Consider the following 23173-nt stretch of genomic DNA (forward strand, 5'->3'; position numbering starts at 1 on the left):
TGGCAGTCCCTCAGCACGAGGATCGACACCGTGTCGCGAGAGCGGCGGTAACCCGCTCCGGAACCAGGCCCTCCTCGGCGCCTTCGGCGCTCCGCGCGCGTGGCTGGCTACGCCCGCCGGCGCCGCCGCGCGAGCGCGAGGCCCGCGAGCGCGGCGAACGCAGCGGCGCCGCTGCCCGGGCCCGCCGAACCGCCGGCGCTGCACCCGGCCGCCGCCTGCGCACCGTCGGGCGCGTCGCCGGCGAGACCGGTCGCCTCTTCGAGATCCGACAGAGCCGGCAAAGCGTCGGACTCGTGGCGCCTCAGCAGCGCCGGCTCCTCCTCCAGCGCGTCATCGCCGATCGGCCGGACGACGACCTCCTTGTAGTAGCCCTCCAGGCCCTTCGAGCCGGCTCGCAGCGCAGCGACCGGCGGCGCTGCGGCGCCGGTCGCCTCGACCCGGAACAGCGTGTTGCCGAGCGTCACATACCAGCTCCCGTCGAACCAGCGCGCGTGGCCGAGCGCGCTGCTGATCTCCTCGGGCGCGGCGCCCGGGCGGCCGATGTAACGCTTGCCCTCGTTGAGGAACACCACCTCGCCAGAATCGCTGATGCCGTCGTGGCCGACCCGGAGCTTCTGCTGATCGAGCTGGCTCGAGGTCTCGAAGGAGCTGAGCTGGTGCAGCTCGCCGTCCGGGGTCCGCAGCCACACCTGGTTCACGTCCCCGTCGCTCCTCAGGAATCCGGCGTGCCCCGCGTGCAGGAGCAGCCCCGCGGGGTCGCCAGCGATCGAGTCGCCGAGAGCCACCTCTTCGCCATCCGCCGTGTACAGGAAGCTCGAGCTCGTGCTCCCGTCCGACCACCGGCCGGCGACGTTCGTCCCGTCGGTGATGGGCCGCTCCAGGTTGCCCGGGTGATCTCCGAGGGTGCCCACGAGCAGGTGGCGGATGAACGGCTCTTCGTACGTTGCGTAATAGATGTCACCGGACGCCGCGATGTCGGCCTGGAACGGCGAGTCGCTGCCCGTCCGGCTCCAGATGCCCCGACTCCACCCCGTCGACGGCGTGTGCGCGTACGCCCTGCCCCCGTCCTCGGTGACCCACACCAGCGAGTCGCCGTTCACCGCGTCCAGCCGGCCCGAAGTGATCCTGGTCCACACGCCGTTGACCGACGTGAAGATGCGACCGTACCCCGACTGGATCGCGGCGCCCGACGGCGTGAGCGCGCCGTAGGTGGGGGTGCTCCCGGGCGGATCCTGCGGCAGCGTCGCGAGCCAGCTCACCTGCTGCGAGGCGCGGTCGAGGATGCCGAGCGACTGGAACTGACTCAGGAACAGGACACGGTCAGCGTCGAAATCGAGGATCGAGCCCTGGACGCGATGCACCGCGACGAGCTTCGGGCTGCGCTCGATATGTAGAGCGGTCCGTAGGTCGCCGAGGACTCGGTGCCTGCGCTCACACTGCCAGAGATCGTGAGCGTGAGCTCTTCCCCCGATTCGAACGCCGGGAAGGGGCGTGTGAGGAGCATCAACGTCCCCGGCGGCGTGCTCGGGGTGCGGTCGACGCAAGCGGTCGCCGTCTGCGTCCGGCCTCGGACATCCACGCAAAGGCGCTGGCACTCCTGGGTCGATGTCGCGAAACACCTCACGTCGAGCGGCACGTTCCCGGAAATGACGGTGTGCGGGCGCGGGCTCGAGAGGTAAAGAAGCGGCGCCTCCTGGGCCAGCGCAGCCGCGGCCGTGAGCGACAGGAGCGATGCGGCGGCGATGCTGATCAGCGTACGAGAATCGCGCATGGGACCTCCAGTTGATGAACACTTGGATGCTATCCCCTGCAGCCGTGTTCACGGCATCCTCGCCAGGGGCAGCGCGCGCGGCTCCTTGGAGCAACGCGGGCGCGAACGGAAGCGGCCTCGCCCCCCCGCTCGCACGCTATCATCGGGTCATCCCGGTCACCCGAGCGCTCGAGCCTGCCAGCTCCGATGTGCTCCGAGCACCGACGGCGAGCTCAGCGAAGCGGCCATCGCCGAGCCCGTCCCCCACCGGCTCAGCCGCGAGCGCACATGGCCTCGAGGACAACGTGACGCGCCTGACGCACTCGGCTCGATGGTTCACCGGAATGGCCCTGTCTCGGTCCGACTGGCCATCCCGCACATGGACGGTCCCCTCGCCACGTTCGGCGGGAAACCGGAAGAGACCCACCGCTGGACCGACCGAGGACGCCTGCGCCTCAGGGGCAGCGCGGAGCTGTGTACTCGCCGCTGGGATCGGTGTCCCAGAGCGAGCCCAGGGTGAGACGGAAGCGCACTTCGGCGTTGTCGATGGAGAGGATCTCGAGCGTGCCCGGCCCGAACGACCCGCCTCCCCACGGGCAGTCGTCCGGCCGCGGAGAGTAGGGCTCACCCGTCTGGCTCATGTAGCTATAGCTGATGAGCGCGGGATCCTCGAGATCGTAGACGCCGACCTGCTGGTAGGCGCTGGGTAGCACGAGGCTCAACTGCCAGTGCCCGCCGCAGCGGAGTTGCGTGGTCGGGGAGCCGCACGAGACACCCAGATCCGAGGCACGAAGGAAGAGATCGTTGGGATCGAGCGCCGGGCCGTCGCCGCCGCCCGACCCGCTGCTGCCTCCGACGTCACCCTGGCTCTCCCAGTACCGGTCCCAGAGCACATCCATCTGAGCGCGCGTCAAGGCGGCGGCCGGCAACGCGTCACCTGGCTCCGCGTCGCCCCCGGAGCTGCCGCTGCCCGCAGTGTCGATCGAGCCGCTCTCGACCGGCGGAGCGGCGGGGTCGTTCGAACCGCTCTCGACCGGCAGCGCGGCGGGGTCGTTCGCGCCGCCGTCGTCCGTCGCGCCTTCGATGAAGCTCACGTTACAGGCGGCCAGCAGGAGGGGCGCCAGGACAACCAGCATGGAAGCGTTCCTTGTCTTCATGACGTCCACCACTGCATGACCAGCGCCAACGTGACGGCCAACAAAAACCACGGCAAATGATGGTGTGACACGCAATGTGTGCCGCGGATGTGCCAGCATGCGCCTTGGCGCCCTGGCACCATCCCCCCCGGGTGTGCCGCCGGCTTCCTGGCGTCCCACGTCACATCGTCAACGATGGGGGCTGAGCCACCCCACGCGCCTCGATCGTCGCGGGGTCGAAGCCCGGTCGACCTCGAGCCGACCGCCCGCCGGGCCGCGTTCACTCCAGGGCCCGCGGGTACGACGCTGTCGCTCTCGGGCATGAGCCGGCCGGCTGCGGCCCGTGGGGGCCGTGCCGCCCACGCTCGTCCCTCGCACCCCCGGCAGCGCCGGAGGTGCGAGGCGCGAGCTCACCACGACGTCAGCTGAGCTTCGATCCTGTGTTCAGTCGCCTGCTCGTAATCGTAGGCGAACCCCAGCAGCTCAGCCTCGCTCCAGCGGGGGCCGACGAAGATCAGGCTGAAGGGAGCCCCGTCGCTGTATTGACCAGCGGGCACGACCACCCCGGGCAAGCCCGCGATGTTGATCGCGGACTCCGTCGTCGCGGGATAGGTGTCCGAGCCAGACAGCTCCGGCAGCGTGTCATAGGTCTGCGGAAACGCGAGGCCGTCCAGATCGTGCACCGTCATCACGGAGTCGAAGACGTTCACGTACTGGTCGCGCAGGGCCCAGAAGCCCGACAGATCGGGCGCGTCCTCCGGGAAGAGCAGCGAGGAGGCCAGCACGGGGAGCTTGTCGACATACCAGGACAGCGGACCGTCGACCGGATCGAACGGAGATATCCCCGTGAAAAACGCCAGTCCGTCGATCGAGCCGACGATGGTGCCGCCGACCTTCACCCCCTTGAGGTAGCGCTGGAAGTCGTAGGCCACAGACTCCGTCCCTCGCATGTCATAGGGCTCATCGGGCAAGGCCAGATCGGCGAAGCCGCTCCCGGCGAAGGGATCCTCGACGACGATCGCGCCTTGGTCCTCCAGCTCCTCGATCGCTTGCTCGTACAGCGCTTGCGTCTCAGGAGACAGGCCGCCGTGACGCCACCCTGGGCCATACAGGCCGATCCGCTTTCCGCAGAGGGCGCTCTGGCTCAGCCGGCTCGTGTAGCCGCCCACGGGCAGGTGTCCATTGGACAGGCTCGTCTTGGGGTCTTCCGGGGAGTAGCCCGCGAGGACATCCATCACCACGGCGGCGTCGCGGACAGTCCGCGCGATCGGGCCCACCACGTCCCTCGTGCTGCCGGCCAGGGGCACGACGCCGGCCGTGGGGACGAGGGCGAACGTCGGCTTGATGCCGACGAGGCTCTGCGCGGCCGCAGGGTTCTGGATGGATCCCCCCGTCTCCTCCGCGAGGCCAAGCACGGCGAAGTTGCCGGCCACCGCCGTGGCCGTACCGCTGCTGCTCGCCCCGGGCACCAGGGTCGGAACCACGGCGTTGTAGGTGGGCCCCGCCCAGCTGCTGTTCGCTCGGGTGCCGTCGTCGCTGAAGGCCGGGATGTTCGTCTTCCCGAGGATGATGGCCCCGGCGGCGATCAACCGATCGACGACGACGGAGTTCTTGATGGGCAACAGATCGACACCGCCGGCGACCTGCGAGCTGAGCGGAGCCCAGCCTGCCGTCGACGGCAAGCCGACGTGATCCATCGACTCCTTGATGACGACGGGGATCCCGGCCAGGGGGCCGAGGGCCACGCCGTTCCTCCGCTTCCTGTCGATCTCGCGCGCCTGCGCGACGGCGTTCGGGTTGAACGAGGTGAACGCGTTGTAGGAGGACTCGTACTGCGAGATCCTCGAGAGATAGGCGTTCGTCAGAGCCTCCGCCGTGTAACGGCGCATCAGGTACGCCCACTGCACCTTCGCGATCGTGAGCTCAGATACGTCGATAGCGGGAACGCCAACGGAGGTCGTCGCACCGTAGGCGGTGCTGGGAGCCCCTGCGGCAATACCAACGGAAATGGCTGCTACCAAGGCAGCGCCAGATAGAATGTTCTTGTTCACGATGGACTGCTCCCTCTCACTTCAGGATATCGACCCTATGCCGAATGAATCTCCGCCGTCGGGCGCCGATTCGGAAACTCGAGCTCGAATCACACGAGCACAGCGGACCAGAGCTCGACGAGGCATGGAATCGTCAGGCTCCGCCCGATCAAGGCCATGGGACGGCGCTCGTCGCTCAGGACGAATCGCCGACTCGTGACAATGACAAAACCAACCAGTCCAGCGAACCCAATGATTCGCGCCATCTCGACGGTTCGTCGAGAGCCAATTCAGCTAGGATGTGCAGCGGCCTTGAGCAGGAAATTCTTCGCGGCTTTTTACCAGCCAAGCAGGTGACACAGAGACAGAAGAAGCGCGCCTCGAATGCGGTTGCTCTCCTACAAAGATGAAGAATATCCGAGAGCTAGGCGCATCATACTTCATGTAAGATATAGCAAGTCGGGGTTCGGTGGCAAGTTGATGTTCGAATTTTTTGAATTGTTTGGGATTGTCGCTGCCGCCCTGGTGCTTCAGGTCTAGCCGCTCTGGCGGCTCTAGCCCCTCTGGTCCCTCTGGTCCCTCTGGTCCCTCTGGTCCCTCTGGTCCCTCTGGTCCCTCTAGGCGCCGCAGCGCGGCTTGCTGGCACGCACCGTGCACCGCGCTCCGACGGGGCGGGGCCTCGCCGGCAGCGACGGAGCAGCCTTGTGACCGGTTGTCATCGCCATGGCGCAAATCGCTCGCGGTGCGAGCCGGAGCCGGAGCCGGAGCCGGGGGCGGGGCGGCGTCGGTCCTGTCCATCTGGCAAGGGGCGTTGCCCGTTGTGCCCGGCGGCCCAGCGATGCGCGGAGGGGCACGCTCGCCGAGGCAGCCGCTGCCCCGGGCGGGCCCGTGTCGTTCACGGCGCATCAGCCATCATCCGACAGTCAGCAGCGGCCTGCCCCCGGGTCGCAGAACATTCTTTGGATCACGCAATCCGCTCTCCCTGGAAAGCGACCCTCGATCAACGGCTTACCCACCCATCGACGGGGCCTCCTTATACATACTCCACAGCCTGCGGGCGCTCGTCCACGTCGGCCCGGCTTCGCCCCCGGCGGGGCGATGCTGCAGAGCCAAGTGCGGCGCGGCGCCGGCGCACACCGCCCCGGCCACGTCAGAGAGGTTGTCCCCCGATCTGAGCTGCTCACGGAGGATCAGAACACCGGTCTCGGGGAACAGCGACAGGCTTTGAGGGGACAGACGACTCAGAATCCTTCACAGGAAATCGTCCACTGTCTCCTCGCCCCTGCTGGACGGACGGCGGCGGCGCTGCCCGTGGAGATGGGGGCGACGCTCCGCACCTCCGCGCCCGTCGGCCTCGGCGGCGAGCCCTGGCGCTCGTCGTGGACTTTCACCGCCGAGGACGCCGATACTCGAGGTGATGCAACCAGGGGAAGTGCTCGGAGACCGCTTCGAGATCGTGAGCCAGGCGTGCGCCGGCGGCATGGGGGCGGTCTTCCAGGCGATCGATCGGCGCTCGGGCGAGCTCGTGGCCATCAAAGTGTGCCTCGACGAACAGAGGACCGGCGACGAATCGCGCCTCTCTCGCGAGTCCAGGGTGCTCGCAGAGCTGTCGTGCCCAGGTATCGTGCGCTACGTCGCGCACGGGCTCGGCGCCTCGGGCGCGCCGTGGCTCGCCATGGAGTGGCTCGATGGCGAGGATCTCGAGCAGCGGCTCCAGCGCCAGGTGCTCACCGTGGACGAGGCGATCGCGCTCGCGGCGGGCGCCGCCGCCGCGCTCGCGGCGGTCCACGCGCGCGGCATCGTCCACCGCGATCTCAAGCCGAGCAACCTGTTCCTTGTGAACGGCGACGCCGCGCGCGTGAAGCTGCTCGACTTCGGCATCGCCGGGCTCCCCGAGGCCACGCGGCTCACGCGGACAGGCGCCTTCGTCGGGACCCCCGCGTACATGGCGCCAGAGCAGGCCCGGAGCGGGCAGGACGTCGACACGCGCGCCGACGTCTTCGCGCTCGGCTGCGTGCTGTTCGAGTGCCTCACGGGCCAGCCGGCCTTCTGCGGCGCTCACCTGATGGCCGTCCTCGCGAAGATCCTCCTCGACGAGGTGCCGCGGGTGAGCTCCCTCTGCCCCGACGTCCCCCCCGCCCTCGACGCGCTCTGCGCCAGGATGCTCGCCAAGGACCCGGAGGACCGCCCCCGCGACGGCGCGGAGATCGCCGCGGCGCTCGAGGCCATGGGCGTCTCGCCGCTGTCGGGCGCGCCGTCGACGCCGCGCGCGAACCCGAACCGCCAGTCCTCGCTGACCCGCAAGGAGCGGCGGGTGCTCTCGGTGGTGATGATGGGGCCGGCGTCGCGGGTCGCCGCCTGCCCGGCGAGGGCCGACTCGGAGACGCTGGTCGCTGTCGTGTCGCCGGAGCTGCGCCGGGAGATCGAGGCGCTCGGCGCGTGCCTGGAGCTCCTGGCGGACGGGTCGATCCTGGTGATCCTCCTGGGAGCAGGCGTGGCCACGGATCAGGCCACGCAGGCAGCTCGCTGCGCGCTCCTGCTCCGCGCCGCCAGCGGCGACCGTCCGGTGGTGCTCACGACCGGCCGCGTGGAGGTCACGGGCGGCCGGCCCGTCGGCGACGTGATCGACCGCGCCGTCCGGATGCTGGCGCAGCCCGCGGCGGCGCTCCCGGGCGCGCCGGCGGCTGGCCGCGGGGCGCCCATCGCGCCCATCGCCATCGACGAGGTGACCGCCGCGCTGCTCGACGCCCGCTTCGAGGTCGTCGAGACGGAGGCGGGCCTGTGGCTCCGAGGCGAGGAGCCGCTCGCCCGCGGCGCGCGCATGCTGCTCGGCAGGCCCACGGCCTGCGTCGGGCGCGACTGGGAGATGGCCACCCTCGAGGCCCTCCTCGCCGGGAGCATCGAGGAGTCGCGGGCGCGCGCCGTGCTCGTCACCGCGCCGGCGGGGATAGGCAAGTCGCGCCTCGCCTACGAGATCATCCGCCGCGTCCGGCAGCGCGACGAGCCCGTCGCGGTCTGGATCGGCCGCGGCGACCCGCTCCGCAAGGGCGCCCCGTTCGGGATGCTGCGGCAGGCCCTCCAGGGCGCGTGCGGGATCCGCGATCGAGAGCCGATCGAGGCGCGCCGGGAGAAGCTGCTCGCGCGGGTGACCGAGCGCGTCCGCGCGGCCGACGCGCAGCGCGTGGCGGAGTTCCTCGGCGAGCTCCTGGGCACGCCGTTCCCCGACGAGGACAGCGCGCCGCTCCGCGCCGCCCGCAAGGACGCCCCGCTGATGGGCGATCAGATGCGCAGGGCCTGGCTCGATTTCGCCTCGGCCGCGTGCGCCGCGCAGCCGCTCCTCCTCGTGCTGGAGGACCTGCACTGGGGCGACCTGCCCACGGTCCAGTTCATCAACGACGCGCTGCGCCGGCTCGTGGACCAGCCCCTCCTGGTGCTCGCCCTGGCGCGCCCCGAGGTGTACACGCTGTTCCCCGGGCTCTGGGCCAACAGGGATCTCCAGGAGCTGCGGCTCAAGGAGCTGAGCCCCCGGGCGGGCGCGCGGCTCGTGCGGCAGGTCCTCGGCGACGGGGTGAGCGCCGAGACCGTGACGCAGCTCGTGGCGCAGGCCGACGGCAACGCGTTTTACCTGGAGGAGCTCATCCGGGCGACCTCCGAGGGGAGCCAGGGCGCGCTTCCGGAGACCGTGCTGGCGATGGTGCAATCCCGGCTGGAGCGCCTCGACAGCGCGGCGCGGCAGGTGCTGCGCGCGGCGAGCATCTTCGGGCGGGTGTTCTGGCGCGGCGCGGTGGAGGCGCTGCTCGGAGGCCCCGGCGGCGTCTCCGGGCTCGCGGAGCACCTCGATCGCCTCGAGCGGCTGGAATGGATCGGCGCGCGCGACGAGGCGAGGTTCGAGGGGGAGCGGGAGCTCGTCTTCCGCCACGCGCTCGTGCGCGAGGCGGCTTACGGGATGCTCACCGACCAGGATCGCGCGCTCGGCCACCGGCTCGCCGGCGAGTGGCTCCAGCGCGCGGCCGAGCCCTCGGCCGCGGTGATCGCCGAGCACTTCGATCGGGGCGGCGAGCCGCTGCGCGCCGCCGCGTTCTACCATCAGGCCGCGGCGCAGGCGCTCGCCGCGAACGACCTCGTCGTGGTGCTCTCGTGGACCGGGCGCGCCATCGAGCTCGGGATCAGCGGCGAGGCGCGGGGCGAGGTCCTCCTGCACCGGGCCGAGGCGCACCACTGGCGCGGCGAGCTCGTCGAGGCCGCGCGCTGGGCGACCATGGCGGTGGAGGAGCTGCCCCGGCGCAGCGCGCCCTGGTACGCCGCCGTGCGCGAGGCCGCGATCGTGCTGGCCCGGCTGGGGCAGCACGATCGTCTCGCCAGCCTCAGCGGCGATCTCGCGGACGCCTGGACCGGAGAGGGCGCGACGGGCCCGCTCCTGGCGGCGTCCGCGGGGACGGCGCTCTACCTGACGATCAGCGGCCTCTACGCGCACGCCACGCCGCTCCAGGCGCTCATCGACGCCGCGGCCGAGCGCTTCTGCGACGATCCGGCCGTGAGCGGGGTCGTCCTCCGCGAGCGCGGCTGGCGCGAGCTGTACGCGGGCCGGTACGGCTCGGGCCGGGCCCTGTTCGCGCGCTCGGTCGCCTTCCACGAGCGCGCGGGGAACCTGCGCCTGGCCTGCTTCTGCCGGCTCGATCTCGGCTTCCAGGAGCACCAGCTCGGCGCGTACGCCGAGGCGGAGGCCATCCTCCGCGCCGCGCTCGCGGACGCCGAGCGCATGGGCCTCGACGGCTGCATGGCGGTCGCGTGGAGCACCCTCGGCGCGCCCCTCTGCCGTCTGGGCGCGCTCGACGAGGCGCGCGAGGCCCTGAGGAAGGCCATCGCGTTCCTGGAGGCGCAGGGGGATCGCCGGCTCGCGGGCGCGTCGCGCACCTACCTCGCCGGGTGCCTGATGCGCGCGGGCGATCTCGCCGGCGCCGAGGCCGAGGCCCGGCGCGCCGTGGCGCAGCTGGAGAGGATAGGTCCGCTCGTCGTGCTGGCGCGGGCGACGCTGGCGGCCGTCCTGCTCGCGCGCGGCGAGACCCCCGAGGCGCTCGCCGAGGCGCGCGCGGCGGTCGCGTTGCTCGATCGGCTGGGCATGGTCGAGGAGGGCGCGGCGTTCACCCGCCTCGTCCACGCCGAGGCGCTGTTCGCGGCGGGCGACCTCCCGGCGGCCCGGACCGCCATCGCGCACGCCCGGACGAGGCTCCTCGACGTCGCCGCCCAGCTCGACGATGCCGCGCTGCGCGAGCAGTTCCTCCAGCGCGTCGAGGAGAACGCACGCACGCTCGAGCTAGCGCGCGCGTGGGTCGACGAGGGGGACGCCGCAGGACGACGAGGGCTCTAGCGCCGCCCCGCGCTGCGCCGGCAGGCTCGGCCCGTCGAGCAGCGCGCCGACCGCCGCGAGCGCCGCGAGGAGGACGGCCGCCCCTGCCCACAGCGGGCCCGCGGCCATGTGCGGCGACGCGTAGAGGTACGCGATCGCGCCGAGCAGCGCCGCGAGGAAGAGCGCCGCGGCGAGCGCGCGCGCCCGGCCGGGGCGCGCCACGTCGTGAAGGACGTAATCCGGGTCGGTGCGCAGCGGACCCTCGTCGGGCGAAGTCGCCGTGGACCGCCACTCCGGCGGCCGGAACCAGACGAGCAGCTTGCCGGAGAGGCGCGGCTCCGCCGCCGCCATGCGCGCGAGCCTCCGCCACGGGTCGACGTTGGCGCGCAGCGCGCTGAAGCTGGCGAGCGGCTGGACCACGCCGTACCGAGGGGGCGCCCCCTCGGCGCAGAAGGTGCCGAACAGCCGATCCCAGACGATGAGCACGCCGCCGTGGTTCCTGTCGAGATACGCGGAGTCGACGCCGTGGTGCACGCGGTGATGAGATGGCGTGTTCAGCACCCACTCCAGCGGACCGAGGCGGCCGACGAGCTGCGTGTGAATCCAGAACTGATAGAGGATGTTCAGCGTATACGTCGTGACGACCATCGCCGGCGGGAAGCCGAGCACGGCGAGCGGCCAGAAGAATGGCCAGTAGAGGGCCCGCTGAAGCCAGCTCTGGCGCAGCGCGACCGAGAGGTTGTAGTCCTCGCTCTGGTGATGGACCGCGTGCGCGGCCCACATGAAGTTCACCCGATGGCTCGCGCGGTGCGCCCAGTAGTAGCAGAAGTCGACCGCGACGAAGCAGGCCGCCCAGCTCCACGACGCGCCCTCCGGCAGCCGCGCGAGCGCGGCGCGCTCGAACAGGAACAGATAGACGAGCACGCCGCCGCTCACGACGGAGACGATGACCTGCTGCCCGACCCCGCACGAGAGGTTGGCGAGCGCGTCGGAGAAGCGGTAGTCGGGGCGCCCGCGGCGGCGGCAGAGCCAGAGCTCGACGCCGATGAGCGCGAAGAAGGCCGGCACCGCGAACAGGATCAAGCTCGGCGACATCCCCCGTCCTCCACGGAGCCGCCGCCCGGCGGATCGGCTCACGCCCGCCCAGTCTAGCCTGGAATCCCCCCGGCGCGCCCGGAGACGCACCCTGCGAAAGGCGCCACACCGGCCGACCTGTTCCCTGTTGACGCTGAACCGTTTAAGTGGTCTGCCACGAGCCACGCCGGCGCGCGAGCGACCACCGGGAGCGGAGATTTGTATCGTCGCGGAATCCGCGGGAGCTCACCGGTGCCGCCGGCGATGCCACCCCGCGACGGTGGCGCAGCAGCTCGGCAGATCCCTGCGAACCGGACGCGCGCTCCGGGCTGCAGGGCTCAGCGATCCGTGAGGAACGACACTCGAACCACATGAGGAACCGACCATGAAGAAGACCTTCTTGCTCGCTTTGGGTTTGCTCTCCCTCGCCGCATGCTCCTCCTCCGACCCGGCGGACCCCACGCCCTCCGGCGGCACGGGCGGGTCCGGCAGCACCGGCGGCGGCGGAAGCGGCGCCACCGGCGGGAGCGACGCCACAGGCGGCGGCGGAAGCGGCGCCAGCGGCGGAAACGATGCCACCGGCGGCGGCGGGGACGGAACCGGCGGCGGCCAGGAGCTCGACTGCGCTCAGCAACCGGAAAAGTGCTACGTCCGCGCCGAAGGTAGTAAGCTGCGCCTCGACGGGAAACCGTACAGGTATATGGGCACGAACTTCTGGTCGGCTCCCTACATCAGCCGCGAGCGCCTGCGCACCGAGCTCGACATCCTCGAGGCCCACGGCGCCCTGAACCTCAGGATCATGGCGCTCAGCGAGGGCGACATCCCTGCGGCGCAGCAGAACGATCAGCAGTACGGCCCACAACGGATCTTTCCGGCATCATCCGACAAACCGTGCGCCGATGCACAGCTCGAGGCGTTCGCCGACAACCTGGTGACGGTGCTCGACGAGATGCACAGCCGCGGGATGAAGGCGGTGATGACGCTGAACGACTTCTGGCACTGGTCCGGCGGTATGCCCCAGTACATGAAGTGGGCTCACGAGCAGCCGACCCTCTCCTGCGGAGAGGACTTCAGCGCGTACCAGGTCGGCCTGACCCACCCCACGACGGGCGCTGCCCTGCTCGCGGCGGACCACCACGTGCCGTTCGCCGGCTCGATCCGGTTCCAGCAGGGCACAGGCCAGGACTGCCAGGCCGTGGCGATCGGCGAGTGGGCCATCCCTCACTCGGGCACGCTCGATCCGAACACGAACCCCTGGCCCGACCAGATGGATCTCTCGTCGCTGTTCTTCTGCAACAAGAAGGCCCAGGAGTTCTACTTCAGCCGGGCCAAGGTCCTGATCGAGAAGCTCAAGGACCATCCGGGGATCATGGCGTGGCAGCTCGGGAACGAGCCGCGATCGTTCAAGGGCTGGGGCCCGCTCTTCAAGCTCTGGGTCGAGAGGAACGCGAAGTTCATCAAGGACATCGACCCGAACCACCTCGTCTCCATCGGCTCGGAGGGCGACCTGTCCTATAACTGGGGCGACTACGCCAACAGCGATTACAAGGCGTTCCACGACGTGCCCGGCATCGATTACCTCACCTTCCACGTGTGGCCCGAGAACTGGGAGTGGTACGACCCGTCGCTGCCGATGGACAGCGCCGCCGACAAGGGGCTCCTGGCCGCCATCACCAAGAGCAACGGGTACATCGACGCGCAGCTCGCGCACGCCAGGGCGCTGAACAAGCCGATCGTCGTGGAGGAGTTCGGGCTCGCCCGGGACGACAAGTCCGAGCCGGTCTCGTCGACGGTCGCCAAGCGGAACGAGTATTACGCCTCCATGTTCGACGCCGTCGTCGAGAACCCGGAGCTCGCAGGCGTCAACTTCTGGGCCTGGGCCGGGACCGGGAGGCCGTCGGACGACGGCAACGACTACTGGCTCCTCGGCAACGACTACATCGGCGATCCGCCCCATGAGCTCCAGGGGTGGTACTCGGTGTACGATGACGACACGGAAACCCTGAATCTTATCATGAGCTACGCCGACCAGCTCAACTCGATGCAGTAGCGCCGGCGGCCAACACACAGACCCTTTCCCATTCATCTCACGCGGAGGTCACCTTGATTCGTCGCTCCACCTTTCTCATGGCGTTGTTCTCGCTCGCGTTCTCGGCCGGCTGCTCGAAGCCGGAGTCTGAAGGCGGCGCGAGCGCGAGCAAGCCCGAGGCAACAGCAGCCGCCAAGGGGGCGGATGCCAAGGGTCCGGAGAAGAAGAAGGAGAAGCTCACCATCGGCTTCTCCATGGATACCCTCAAGGAGGAGCGGTGGCAGCGCGACCGCGACCTGTTCAAGGCGAAGGCCGAGACGCTCGGCGCCCAGGTCCTCGTGCAGTCCGCGAACGGCGACGACGCCCTCCAGAACTCGCAGGCGGAGAACCTGCTCACGCAGGGCGTCGACGTGCTCGTGGTCGTGCCCCACAACGCCAAGACGACGGCGACCATCGTCGAGTCGGCGCACAAGCAGAACGTGCCCGTCATCGCGTACGACCGGCTGATCCTCGACTCCGACGTGGACCTCTACGTGTCCTTCGACAACGTCAAGGTCGGCGAGCTCCAGGCCGAGGCCCTCGTGAAGAAGTTCCCGAAGGGGAACTACATCCTCATCGGCGGCTCCCCGACCGATAACAACGCGAAGCTCTTCCGCGAAGGGCAGATGAACATCCTGAAGCCGCTCATCGACAAGGGCGACATCAAGACGGTGGCGGACCAGTGGGCCAAGGACTGGCAGCCGGTCGAGGCGCTCAAGATCACCGAGAACGCCCTCACCAAGAACAGCAACAACGTCACGGCGGTCGTGGCCTCGAACGACGGGCTCGCGGGCGCGGCGGTCCAGGCCCTCGGCGAGCAGAAGCTCGCCGGCAAGGTCGGCGTCTCGGGCCAGGACGCCGAGCTCGCCGGCTGCCAGCGGATCGCGGCCGGCACCCAGAGCATGACCGTCTACAAGCCGCTCAAGCTGCTCGCCGAGAAGGCCGCCGAGCTCGCCGTCAAGCTGGGGAAGAAGGAGCCCGTCGGCGAGAAGACGCAGACGGTCAACAACGGCAAGAAGGACATCCCGAGCGTGCTCATCGCGCCGGTCGCCGTGGACAAGGAAAACCTCGCCTCGACGGTGATCGCGGACGGCTTCCACAAGGTCGAGGACGTCTACAAGGACCTCCCCAAGGACCAGTGGCCGGCCAAGTAGGCCCCTAGCTGGACATCCCAGGCCCGGCGAGCGCCCCGGCCGCCGCGAGGCGGCCAGGGGAGCCGGGTCGGGTCCGCCCCTCCCCGCCTGCGTCCGTCTCGACGGCCGCGATCTTCAATGAGGCTCTTCGCCCGGAGAGCCACCGGCACACCACATCCCCTCTCGATCACGGCCCGTGGGCGGCGCATCGTCCGAGGCAACCCCGCTCCGCACGGCTGAACGCCGCGCGTCGCCGGGGCCTTGCGATCACGGCGATCCTCCGTGATCCAGGGGCTCCTCGAATCCGGAGCTTCCTGCGTGGACCGGAGCCGTGCGCTGGTCATGATGCTGCGCCCTCGCAGCGCCGCGCGAGGCAAGGAGACGCGATGTCCTCCATGAAGCGACGACGGCCACGGAAGCACGGTCCGGCCGAGACGGGGCTCACGGCGCTCCGGCGAGGTGGCGTGGTGAATGCGGCCGTGGGGGTGTGTCCGGCCGTCCCGGGCTCGGCCCCGACCCTCTCCGGCGCCGCGATCCCCAGGTACACGCGCCGGTTGCTCATCCCGCAGGTCATGCCCCTGGCCACGGGGCTCGGCGCGGGCAGCGCGGGCCGCGATGCCTACGAGATCGCCGTCCGGCAGATCGAGCAGCACCTCCTGCCACCCGAGCTGGGTTTGCCCCCGACGACCGTCTGGAGCTACGGCTCCGTCCATCACCCGGAGACGTTCGCCTATCCGGCGTTCACCATCGAGGCGACGTACCGCAGGCCGGTGCGCGTGAAGTGGATCAACGATCTCAGGGACCCAGCGACCGGCCGCTTCCTCCCTCATTTGCTCCCCGTCGACCCCACCCTGCACTGGGCCAACCCGCCCGGCGGGGCGCAGGGCCGCGACAGCCGGCCCGCGTTCCCTGGCGACTGCCCGCCAGGACCGTACCGGGGCCCGGTGCCGATCGTCACGCACCTCCACGGGATGGCCAGGATGGGGCAAGAGAGCGACGGTTATCCCGAGGCCTGGTATCTCCCCGCGGCGACCGACATCCCCGAGGGGTACGCGGCGACCGGCACCTTCTACGACTACTACCAGCGCACATCCCCGCTCGGGGACCTGTGGGAGCCGGGCGCGGCGGTGTTCCAGTACCCGAACGACCAGCGGGCCGCGACGCTCTGGTACCACGACCACACGCTCGGCATCACCCGGCTCAACCTCTACGCGGGGCCGGTCGGCTTCTACCTGCTCCGCGGCGGGCCGGACGATCTGCCGCAGGGCGTCCTGCCCGGACCAGCCCCGCGACCGGGAGACCGCCCAGGAGCGAGGGTGTACGAGATACCGCTCTTGATCCAGGACCGCTCCTTCAACGACGACGGGTCGCTCTTCTATCCAGCGTCGCGCGGGCTCGCCCCCGAGCTCGCGGACGTGTACATCCCGAAGGGCGATATCCCGCCGATCTGGGTCCCGGAGTTCTTCGGCGACGTCATCGTCGTCAACGGCCGACCGTGGCCTTACCTCGAGGTCGAGCAGCGGCGGTACCGCTTCCGCATCCTGAACGGCAGCGCCTCGCGGTTCTTGATCCTGAAGATGGATAACGGCCTCCCGTTCTGGCAGATCGGCTCGGACGGCGGATTCCTCCCTTCCCCTGTGGAGCGCGGAACCCTCCTGCTCGCTCCGGCCGAGCGCGCGGACGTGATCGTGGATTTCAGCGGCGTCCGCGCCGGCGCCGAGCTCGTCCTCCTCAACCTCGGTCCGGACGCGCCGTTCACCGGCGGCCCGCAGACCGCCGCCGATCCGGCGACGACAGGGCAGGTGATGCAGTTCCGCGTCGTGCCGGCGACCGGCGCGGACGCGAGCACGCCACCGCACCGGCTCGATCTGCCGCGGCTCGCCCCCCTCGGAGATGCGGCGCTCGTGCGCCAGGTGTCGCTGAACGACCTGAGCTCCGCGCTCCGGCCCGACGCCGGCCTGAGCGTGGCCGCGCTGGGCACGCTGGAGCCTCCTCCGCGCTCCCGCGCGGCGAGGCCGCTCTTCTGGCACGATCCCATCACCGAGAACCCGGCCCTGGGATCGACCGAGGTGTGGGAGATCTACAACTTCACCGTGGACGCGCACCCGATCCACGTCCACGAGGTCCACTTCGCGATCGTCGATCGCCAGCCGTTCGACGGCGCCCCGCGCCCGCCGGAGGCCGGGGAGGAGGGCCGCAAGGACACCGTCGTCGCGCTGCCGTTCGAGATCACGCGCATCAAGATGGTGTTCGAGAGCCCTGGCCGGTTCGTGTGGCACTGCCACATCCTCGAGCATGAAGACAACGAGATGATGCGGCCTTACCAGATCGGCTCGACGCCGGACGACATCCCGGGACGGTAGCCACGCCGCGCGCCCCCCGATCCACACTCCCTCTCAAGAACAAGCGAGGACGCAAGCCGCGCGCACGGCGCGTCGCCCAGGACGGGCCCAGATCCATGCCGATACGCGCGCCTCGCGGGAGGGCTGGTGATTCCGGAGCATCTGTCATGATCGTGCGCGACGACAAATCCGGAGCTTCCTGGATTGCTCGAATCCCTTCGCCCGTCATGATGCCCCGCGCTCACGGCGCGGGCCGTGATCCAGGGAGATGGGGTGTCCTCCATGAAACGACGAGAGCTCCTGAAACATGGTTTGGCCGCGACAGGCGGGCTCCTGGTGTTCCGGCGCGGCGTTCCGGCGAGGGCGTCCCTCGACACGTGCACGGTCCTCCCGCCCGAGGAACCGACCCTCGCCGGCACCGTCATCGCCCAGTACCAGTACCGCCGGCCGCTGCTCGTGCCGCCCGTCATGCCCAAGGCGAACAGGCGCCACGACGCCTGCGCCCGATTCGACTACTACGAGATCGCCGTCCGGCAGTTCGAGCAACAGGTCCTGCCGCCCGAGCTGGGCCTGTCGCCGACGAAGGTGTGGGGCTACGGCTCGATTCACCACCCGGAGACATTCAGCTACCCCGCGTTCACCATCGAAGCGAGGTACCGAAGGCCGGTGCGCGTGAAGTGGATCAACGAGCTCAAGGACCCAGCGACCGGCTGCTTCCTCCCTCACCTGCTCCCGGTCGACCCCACCCTCCACTGGGCCAACCCGCCTGGCGGCGTGGAAGGCCGCGACAGCCGGCCCACGTTCCCTGGCGATTGCCCGCCGGGACCCTACCGGGGCCCGGTGCCGATCGTCACGCACCTCCATGGGATGGCCGGGGTGGCGCAGGAGAGCGACGGCTACCCGGAAGCCTGGTTCCTCCCCGCGGCGAGCAACATCCCCGAGGGATATGCGGAGACCGGCACCTTCTACGACTATTACCAGGGCACGTCGCCGCTCGGGGACCTGTGGGAGCGGGGCGCGGCCGTGTTCGAGTACCCGAACGACCAGCGGGCCGCGACGCTCTGGTACCACGACCACACGCTCGGCATCACCCGGCTCAACGTCTATGCGGGGCCGGCCGGCTTCTACCTGCTCCGCGGCGGCCCAGGCGATCTCCCGCCGGGCGTGCTCCCCGGCTCCGCGCCGCCGCCGGGCCACAACCATGAATGCGGGCCGTACGAGATCCCGATCGTGATCCAGGACCGCTCCTTCAACGACGATGGGTCGCTCTTCTACCCGAAGACACGCGGGCTCCCCCCCGAGCTCGCTCACCTGTACATCCCGAATGGCCCCTTCCCGCCGATCTGGGTCCCGGAGTTCTTCGGCGATGTCATCGTCGTCAACGGCCGGCCGTGGCCTTACCTCGAGGTCGAGCAGCGGCGTTACCGCTTCCGCATCCTGAACGGCAGCGACTCGCGGTTCTTGATCCTGAAGATGGATGATGGTCGCTCGTTCTGGCAGATAGGCTCGGACAGCGGGTTCCTCCCCCGCCCGGTGGAGCGAGCTACCCTGTTGCTCGCCCCGGCCGAGCGCGCGGATGTGATCGTGGATTTCAGCGATGCCCGCGCGGGCACCGAGATCATCCTCCTCAACATCGGTCCGGACGAACCCTTCAACGGCGGCGTGCAGCCCCCGGCCGATCCGGCGACGACAGGACAGGTGATGCAGTTCCGCGTCGTGCCGGCGACGAGCAGGGACACGAGCACGCCCCCTTGTTGGCTCAGGCTGCCGCGGTTCGAGCCGCTCGGAGACGAGGACGCGGTGCGGCGGGTGTCGCTCAACGAGCTGAGCCTCGCGAGCGCCCCCGAGGCCGGCCCGCTCGCGGTCGTGCTGGGCACGTTCTCGCCGCCGGGCTCCAACACACCGAAGCCGCTCTTCTGGGACGATCCCATCACGGAGAACCCGGCCCCTGGATCGACCGAGATCTGGGAGATCTACAACTTCACCATGGACGCGCACCCGATCCACATCCACGAGGTCCTGTTCCAGGTCGTCGAACGCCAGCCGTTCGCCACCCCGCCGCTCCCGCAGCCCCCGCCGCGTCCGCCCGAGGCGGGCGAGGAGGGCTTCAAGGACACCGTCGTCGCGCTGCCGCTCGAGATCACGCGCATCAAAGCGAAGTTCGAGAAGCCTGGCCGGTTCGTGTGGCACTGCCACATCCTCGAGCATGAAGACAACGAGATGATGCGGCCTTACCAGATCGGCCACCCGCCGCCCGGGATCCCGACCCGCTGATCCCGCCCCGCCTCACGCCGCGCGGCCCCGCGCACGCCTCGCGCGGCGGCGCAGGTCCTGCGAGCGCCCGGCCGGTCCCGGTGCCGTGCCCGCGCTCATCAGCCCGCCGCAGGCCCCGCGAGATCCAGGATCCGACCGCTCCCCGAGGTGCTGCTGGAGCAGGCTCGTCAGCTGTGCGGTCTGCTTCTTGCTGCGCGCAGGGGCACGCGAGCACGTCGCCACATCCGAGGAGACCATGAGCGCCCCGTCGGTCCTGCCTGAATCCGATCCCGCACGCCCGGTCCGCCAGCTCATCGATGCAGCGTTTCCTGAGGCGCGCGTCGAGGAGATCACCCCCCTCGGACCCGACGACCGCTCGGGCCACGACCAGACCGAGAAGGCCGCCGGCTACGGCGTACCCCGCAGGATCACGGTGGTGAGGCCGGATGGCTCCAGGCAGAAGCTGGTCCTGCACACGTCGACCGCGGACGCGTTCGGCCACGACAGGCGCGCGGATCGCGCGGCGGAGGCGCTGCTCGCCTTCGACACCTTCGGATCGATCCCGGCGCATGTCGAGGTCGTGGACGTCGGCTCGCTGACGCGCGACGGTCGCTTCCTGTCCCTGCGGGATGCGGGCGAGTTCTATCTCCTGACCACGTACGCGGAGGGAGACGTCTACGCCGCGGATCTGCGCCGGATCGCGAAGGAGCAGCGCGCGGGCCCGGAGGATCTCGCGCGCTGCGAGGCGCTCGCCAGGTACCTCATCGCCCTCCACGGCGCGAAGGGCGCGCAGCCGGGCAGCTACCGCCGCGCGGTGCGCGATCTCGTGGGCCACGGCGAAGGCATCTTCGGCATCATCGACGGCTATCCGGACGACGTGCCCGGCGCGCCGCCCGAGCGGCTCCAGGCGATCGAGCGGCGCTGCGTGGCGTGGCGATGGAAGCTCCGCGGCCGGGATCAGCGGCTGGCCCGCACGCACGGCGATTTCCACCCATTCAACATCGTGTTCGACGAGGCGTCGCGGCTCACGCTGCTCGACACGAGCCGCGGGTCCCAGGGCGATCCCGCGGACGACGTCACATGCCTCGCCATCAACTACGTCTTCTTCGCGCTGGACGCGCCCGGCGCGTGGGAGGGCGGCTTCCGCGCGCTGTGGCGGCGGCTCTGGGAGGTCTACCTCGGCTGGAGCGGCGCCGCGGGGCTGCTCGACGTGGCGGCGCCGTTCCTCGCGTGGCGCGCGCTCGTGCTGGCCAACCCCGGGTGGTACCCCGCGGTCACGGCGCGGGCGAGGGATACGCTGCTCTCCTTCGTGGAGCGCGCCCTCGACGCCCCGCGCTTCGATCCGGACGACGCCGAGAGGCTCTTCGCGTGAGCGGCGGGGTCGTCTGGATCACGGGGCTCCCGTCGTCGGGCAAATCCACGCTGGCCGCGCGGGCGCATCGGGCGCTGCTCGGCGAGGGGCGCGCGAGCTGCGTCCTCGACGGGGACGAGGTGCGCGACGCCCTGGTCCCGCGGCCCGGCTACGACCCGCGCGCTCGCGACGATTTCTACGAGACGCTCGCGCGCCTCGCGGCGCTGCTCGCGCGCCAGGGGCCGATCGTGATCGTGGCGGCGACGGCGCACCGCCGCGCCTACCGGGAGCGCGCCCGCGCGCTCGCGCCGCGGCTCATCGAGGTCTACGTGGACGTCGCGGCGGCGACCTGCAGGGAGCGCGACCCGAAGGGGCTCTACCACGCGGCCGGCGCCGGGGAGCTCGGCGCGCTCCCGGGCGCGGGCGTCGACTACGAGGCGCCGCTCGCGCCGGAGCTCGTCGCGCGCGGCGGCGAGGACGAGGCGGCGCTCGCGGCGCTGATCGAGCGCGCGAGATCCTGGTCCGCCTCGGCGGGAGCGGGGCCGTGATAGACACGGTCGCCGTGCCCGCGCAGGAGACGCTCTTCGACGAGATCAAGCGGTACGTCCGCTTCAGCGAGCAGGACGAGCGCTGGCTCGCCGCGCTCCGCGCGCACGCGGAGCCGCACTTCCCCCGCATCGCCGACGAGTTCTACGATCGCATCCGCGAGCACGAGGGCGCGCACGACGTCTTCACCGGCGAGGAGCAGGTGGAGCGGCTCAAGCGATCGCTCGTCCGCTGGATGACGCGCATCTGCACGGGGCCCTACGACGGCGCGTACTTCGACGAGAGCGCGAAGATCGGGCGGATCCACGTCCGGGTGGGCCTCCCCCAGCGGTACATGTTCACGGCGATGACGCTCATCCGGCTCGCGTTCGACGAGATCGCCGAGAGCGCGCTCGGCGCGGAGGTGATCCCGGTCAGGGCGGCGGTGAGCAAGGTGCTCGATCTCGAGCTCGCCATCATGCTCGAGACGTACCGCGACGACTTCCTCGCGCGCGCGCAGCGCGCCGAGCGCCTGGACCGCGAGGAGGTCGGCCGCACGCTCGCGCGCACGGAGCACCGGTACAAGAGCGCGGTCGAGCTGGCCCGCGTCCTCGTGGTGGGCCTCGACGCGCAGGCGATCGTGCGGCTCTTCAACCGGGAAGCCGAGCGGATCACGGGGCTCGGGCGCGAGGACATCCTCGGGATGCCGTTCGCCGAGGCGCTCCTCCCCGAGGAGATCCGCGCGGATCACGGCGCGCTCGTGGAGGACGTCGCCGCGGGCCGCCGCGCCAGCGTCGATCTGCTGGAGAGCATCGTCCGCACGCGCGCCGGCAAGATCCGCGAGGTGCGCTGGCAGCTCGCGTACGCCCCTTCCGCGGCCGACGACGAGGTGGTGCTGTTCGCGATCGGGCAGGACACGACCGACGAGAACGCGCTCGCCGCGCGCGTGCGCCAGAGCGAGAAGCTCGCCGCCGTGGGGACCCTCGCGGCCGGCCTCGCGCACGAGATCAGGAACCCGCTGAACGGCGCGCAGCTCCACGTGACCTTCCTCGAGCGGGGGCTCGCGCGCGCCGGCCTGAAAGATCCGGACACGCAGGAGGCGATCCATGTCGTCCGCGACGAGATCCGCCGCCTGTCCGCCCTCGTCAGCGAGTTCCTGGACTTCGCCCGGCCGCAGCCGCTGTACCTCCGGCCGACGCCCGTCGTCCCGCTCTGCGAGCGGGCGGCGCGCGTCGCGGCGTCGTCGGACGGCGCCGGCGCGCAGGCCGTCGTGAAGGTGGATCTGCCCTCGACCGACGTCGTGCTCGACCTCGATCCCGCGAAGATCGAGCAGGTCCTGCTGAACCTGCTCCGCAACGCGATCGAGGCGGCGGACGCGGCCGGAGGCGGCACGGTCACCCTCCGCGCGCGGCGGCAGCCGCGCCACGCCGTCCTCGAGGTGGAGGACGACGGCCCCGGGATCGCGAGCCCGGACGCGCCGATCTTCGATCCGTTCTTCTCGACGAAGCCGAACGGCACCGGGCTCGGGCTGGCGATCGCCCACCGCATCGTCACCGATCACGAGGGGACCATCGAGTTCCAGAGCCGCCCGGGGAAGACGCTGTTCCGCGTGACGCTGCCGCTGCGCCGCTCCGGCTGACCTGCGCCGCTCTGCTCGGCGCGCGCGGCCCGCCGCCCTCACGGGCTGGCACGCAACTTGGTAGAGAGCTGGGCGTGGAACCGCGCAGCACCGAACAGCCGCTGATCCTGCTCGTGGACGACGACGCTCGGAGCGCTCGCCTCCTCGAGCGTCTGCTCGAAGAGGACGGCTTCCGGGTGGAGCTGGCCACCGACGGCGCGCTCGCCATCGCGCGGCTGGCCCGCCATCCGATCCCGGACATCCTGGTGACCGATTTCCGGATGCCCCACGCCGACGGCATCGCGGTCGCGCGCTACGCGAGGTCGCTCCGGCCGGCGCTCCCGCTGTTCTTGCTCACCGGGTATCCTGAGCTCGTGGCGCGGCTCGGGCGGGGGCTCGAGCCCGCGGCGGTGGTGCACACCAAGCCGGTCGACTACATGGCCCTGAGCGCCGAGCTCCGCGCCAGCGTCGACGCGGCGCTGAGCGGCTCCGCGCAGCCGAGCTCCCGCTCCCCTTCCCCGGCCTGAACAGGGGGGCGCGCCTGAC

13 protein-coding genes are annotated in these 23173 nt (G+C 70.7%); 9 read left to right on the top strand and 4 right to left on the bottom strand.

The genetic code is table 11. The features are described from left to right. Positions 1-107: 107 nt before the first annotated feature. The 3 genes from WMF19_RS33840 to WMF19_RS33850 all read right to left on the bottom strand — a co-directional run bounded on the left by WMF19_RS33840 (position 108) and on the right by WMF19_RS33850 (position 4793). The gene (locus WMF19_RS33840; protein WP_437894130.1) at positions 108-1361 is read right to left on the bottom strand and encodes an MYXO-CTERM sorting domain-containing protein; all 1254 of its coding nucleotides are present in this window, start codon (positions 1359-1361) and stop codon (positions 108-110) included. Between the two features lie 844 nt (positions 1362-2205). Further along, positions 2206-2886, bottom strand: a complete 681-nt coding sequence (locus WMF19_RS33845; protein WP_437894131.1) for a hypothetical protein — start codon at positions 2884-2886, stop codon at positions 2206-2208. Positions 2887-3296: 410 nt separating this feature from the next. Further along, positions 3297-4793 (bottom strand): amidase, encoded by a 1497-nt coding sequence (locus WMF19_RS33850; RefSeq protein ID WP_437894132.1) that lies wholly within the window; start codon positions 4791-4793, stop codon positions 3297-3299. Positions 4794-6333: 1540 nt separating this feature from the next. Between WMF19_RS33850 and WMF19_RS33855 the strand changes: the two genes are divergently transcribed. Continuing rightward, positions 6334-10284, top strand: coding sequence for a serine/threonine-protein kinase (locus WMF19_RS33855; RefSeq protein WP_437894133.1), 3951 nt, complete (start codon positions 6334-6336; stop codon positions 10282-10284). Here WMF19_RS33855 and WMF19_RS33860 read toward each other — a convergent pair. After that, on the bottom strand, positions 10231-11358 hold the full coding sequence (locus WMF19_RS33860) for a sterol desaturase family protein (RefSeq protein ID WP_437894135.1): 1128 nt from the start codon (positions 11356-11358) through the stop codon (positions 10231-10233). The two genes, WMF19_RS33855 and WMF19_RS33860, sit on opposite strands and share 54 nt — an antisense overlap. Before the next feature lie 679 nt (positions 11359-12037). On the opposite strand from WMF19_RS33860, the gene WMF19_RS33865 reads away from it, so the two are divergent. From WMF19_RS33865 to WMF19_RS33900, 8 genes are all read left to right on the top strand, one after another. Beyond that, a complete protein-coding gene (locus tag WMF19_RS33865) occupies positions 12038-13387 on the top strand; it encodes a glycoside hydrolase 5 family protein (protein ID WP_437894136.1) in 1350 nt (449 codons plus the stop codon). A 77-nt stretch (positions 13388-13464) separates the two neighbouring features. After that, the gene (xylF, locus tag WMF19_RS33870; protein ID WP_437901705.1) at positions 13465-14559 is read left to right on the top strand and encodes a D-xylose ABC transporter substrate-binding protein; all 1095 of its coding nucleotides are present in this window, start codon (positions 13465-13467) and stop codon (positions 14557-14559) included. Positions 14560-14933: 374 nt separating this feature from the next. Beyond that, complete coding sequence (locus WMF19_RS33875; protein WP_437894137.1) at positions 14934-16901, top strand: multicopper oxidase family protein; 1968 nt, start codon at positions 14934-14936, stop codon at positions 16899-16901. A gap of 261 nt (positions 16902-17162) precedes the next feature. Beyond that, on the top strand, positions 17163-19154 hold the full coding sequence (locus WMF19_RS33880; protein WP_437894138.1) for a multicopper oxidase family protein: 1992 nt from the start codon (positions 17163-17165) through the stop codon (positions 19152-19154). A gap of 235 nt (positions 19155-19389) precedes the next feature. Next, positions 19390-20505, top strand: a complete 1116-nt coding sequence (locus WMF19_RS33885; protein ID WP_437894139.1) for a phosphotransferase family protein — start codon at positions 19390-19392, stop codon at positions 20503-20505. After that, positions 20502-21032 (top strand): adenylyl-sulfate kinase, encoded by a 531-nt coding sequence (locus WMF19_RS33890; RefSeq protein WP_437323999.1) that lies wholly within the window; start codon positions 20502-20504, stop codon positions 21030-21032. Before WMF19_RS33885 ends, WMF19_RS33890 begins: the two co-directional genes overlap by 4 nt. Beyond that, positions 21029-22648, top strand: coding sequence for a protoglobin domain-containing protein (locus tag WMF19_RS33895; RefSeq protein WP_437894140.1), 1620 nt, complete (start codon positions 21029-21031; stop codon positions 22646-22648). The genes WMF19_RS33890 and WMF19_RS33895 overlap by 4 nt, the downstream gene beginning before the upstream one ends. A gap of 74 nt (positions 22649-22722) precedes the next feature. Continuing rightward, a complete protein-coding gene (locus WMF19_RS33900) occupies positions 22723-23154 on the top strand; it encodes a response regulator (RefSeq protein WP_437324001.1) in 432 nt (143 codons plus the stop codon). The last annotated feature ends 19 nt before the right edge of the window (positions 23155-23173 follow it).

This window comes from Sorangium sp. So ce124, from assembly GCF_051525235.1.
In the GTDB taxonomy this organism is placed as follows: Bacteria; Myxococcota_A; Polyangia; order Polyangiales; family Polyangiaceae; genus Sorangium; species Sorangium atrum.

Coding starts and splice junctions, on each gene's coding strand:
- WMF19_RS33845 (WP_437894131.1), bottom strand. CDS start 2,886: ATGCTGGTTGTCCTGGCGCCCCTCCTGCTGGCCGCCTGTAACGTGAGC.
- WMF19_RS33855 (WP_437894133.1), top strand. CDS start 6,334: ATGCAACCAGGGGAAGTGCTCGGAGACCGCTTCGAGATCGTGAGCCAG.
- WMF19_RS33860 (WP_437894135.1), bottom strand. CDS start 11,358: ATGTCGCCGAGCTTGATCCTGTTCGCGGTGCCGGCCTTCTTCGCGCTC.
- WMF19_RS33865 (WP_437894136.1), top strand. CDS start 12,038: ATGGGCACGAACTTCTGGTCGGCTCCCTACATCAGCCGCGAGCGCCTG.
- xylF (WP_437901705.1), top strand. CDS start 13,465: ATGGCGTTGTTCTCGCTCGCGTTCTCGGCCGGCTGCTCGAAGCCGGAG.
- WMF19_RS33875 (WP_437894137.1), top strand. CDS start 14,934: ATGAAGCGACGACGGCCACGGAAGCACGGTCCGGCCGAGACGGGGCTC.
- WMF19_RS33880 (WP_437894138.1), top strand. CDS start 17,163: ATGAAACGACGAGAGCTCCTGAAACATGGTTTGGCCGCGACAGGCGGG.
- WMF19_RS33885 (WP_437894139.1), top strand. CDS start 19,390: ATGAGCGCCCCGTCGGTCCTGCCTGAATCCGATCCCGCACGCCCGGTC.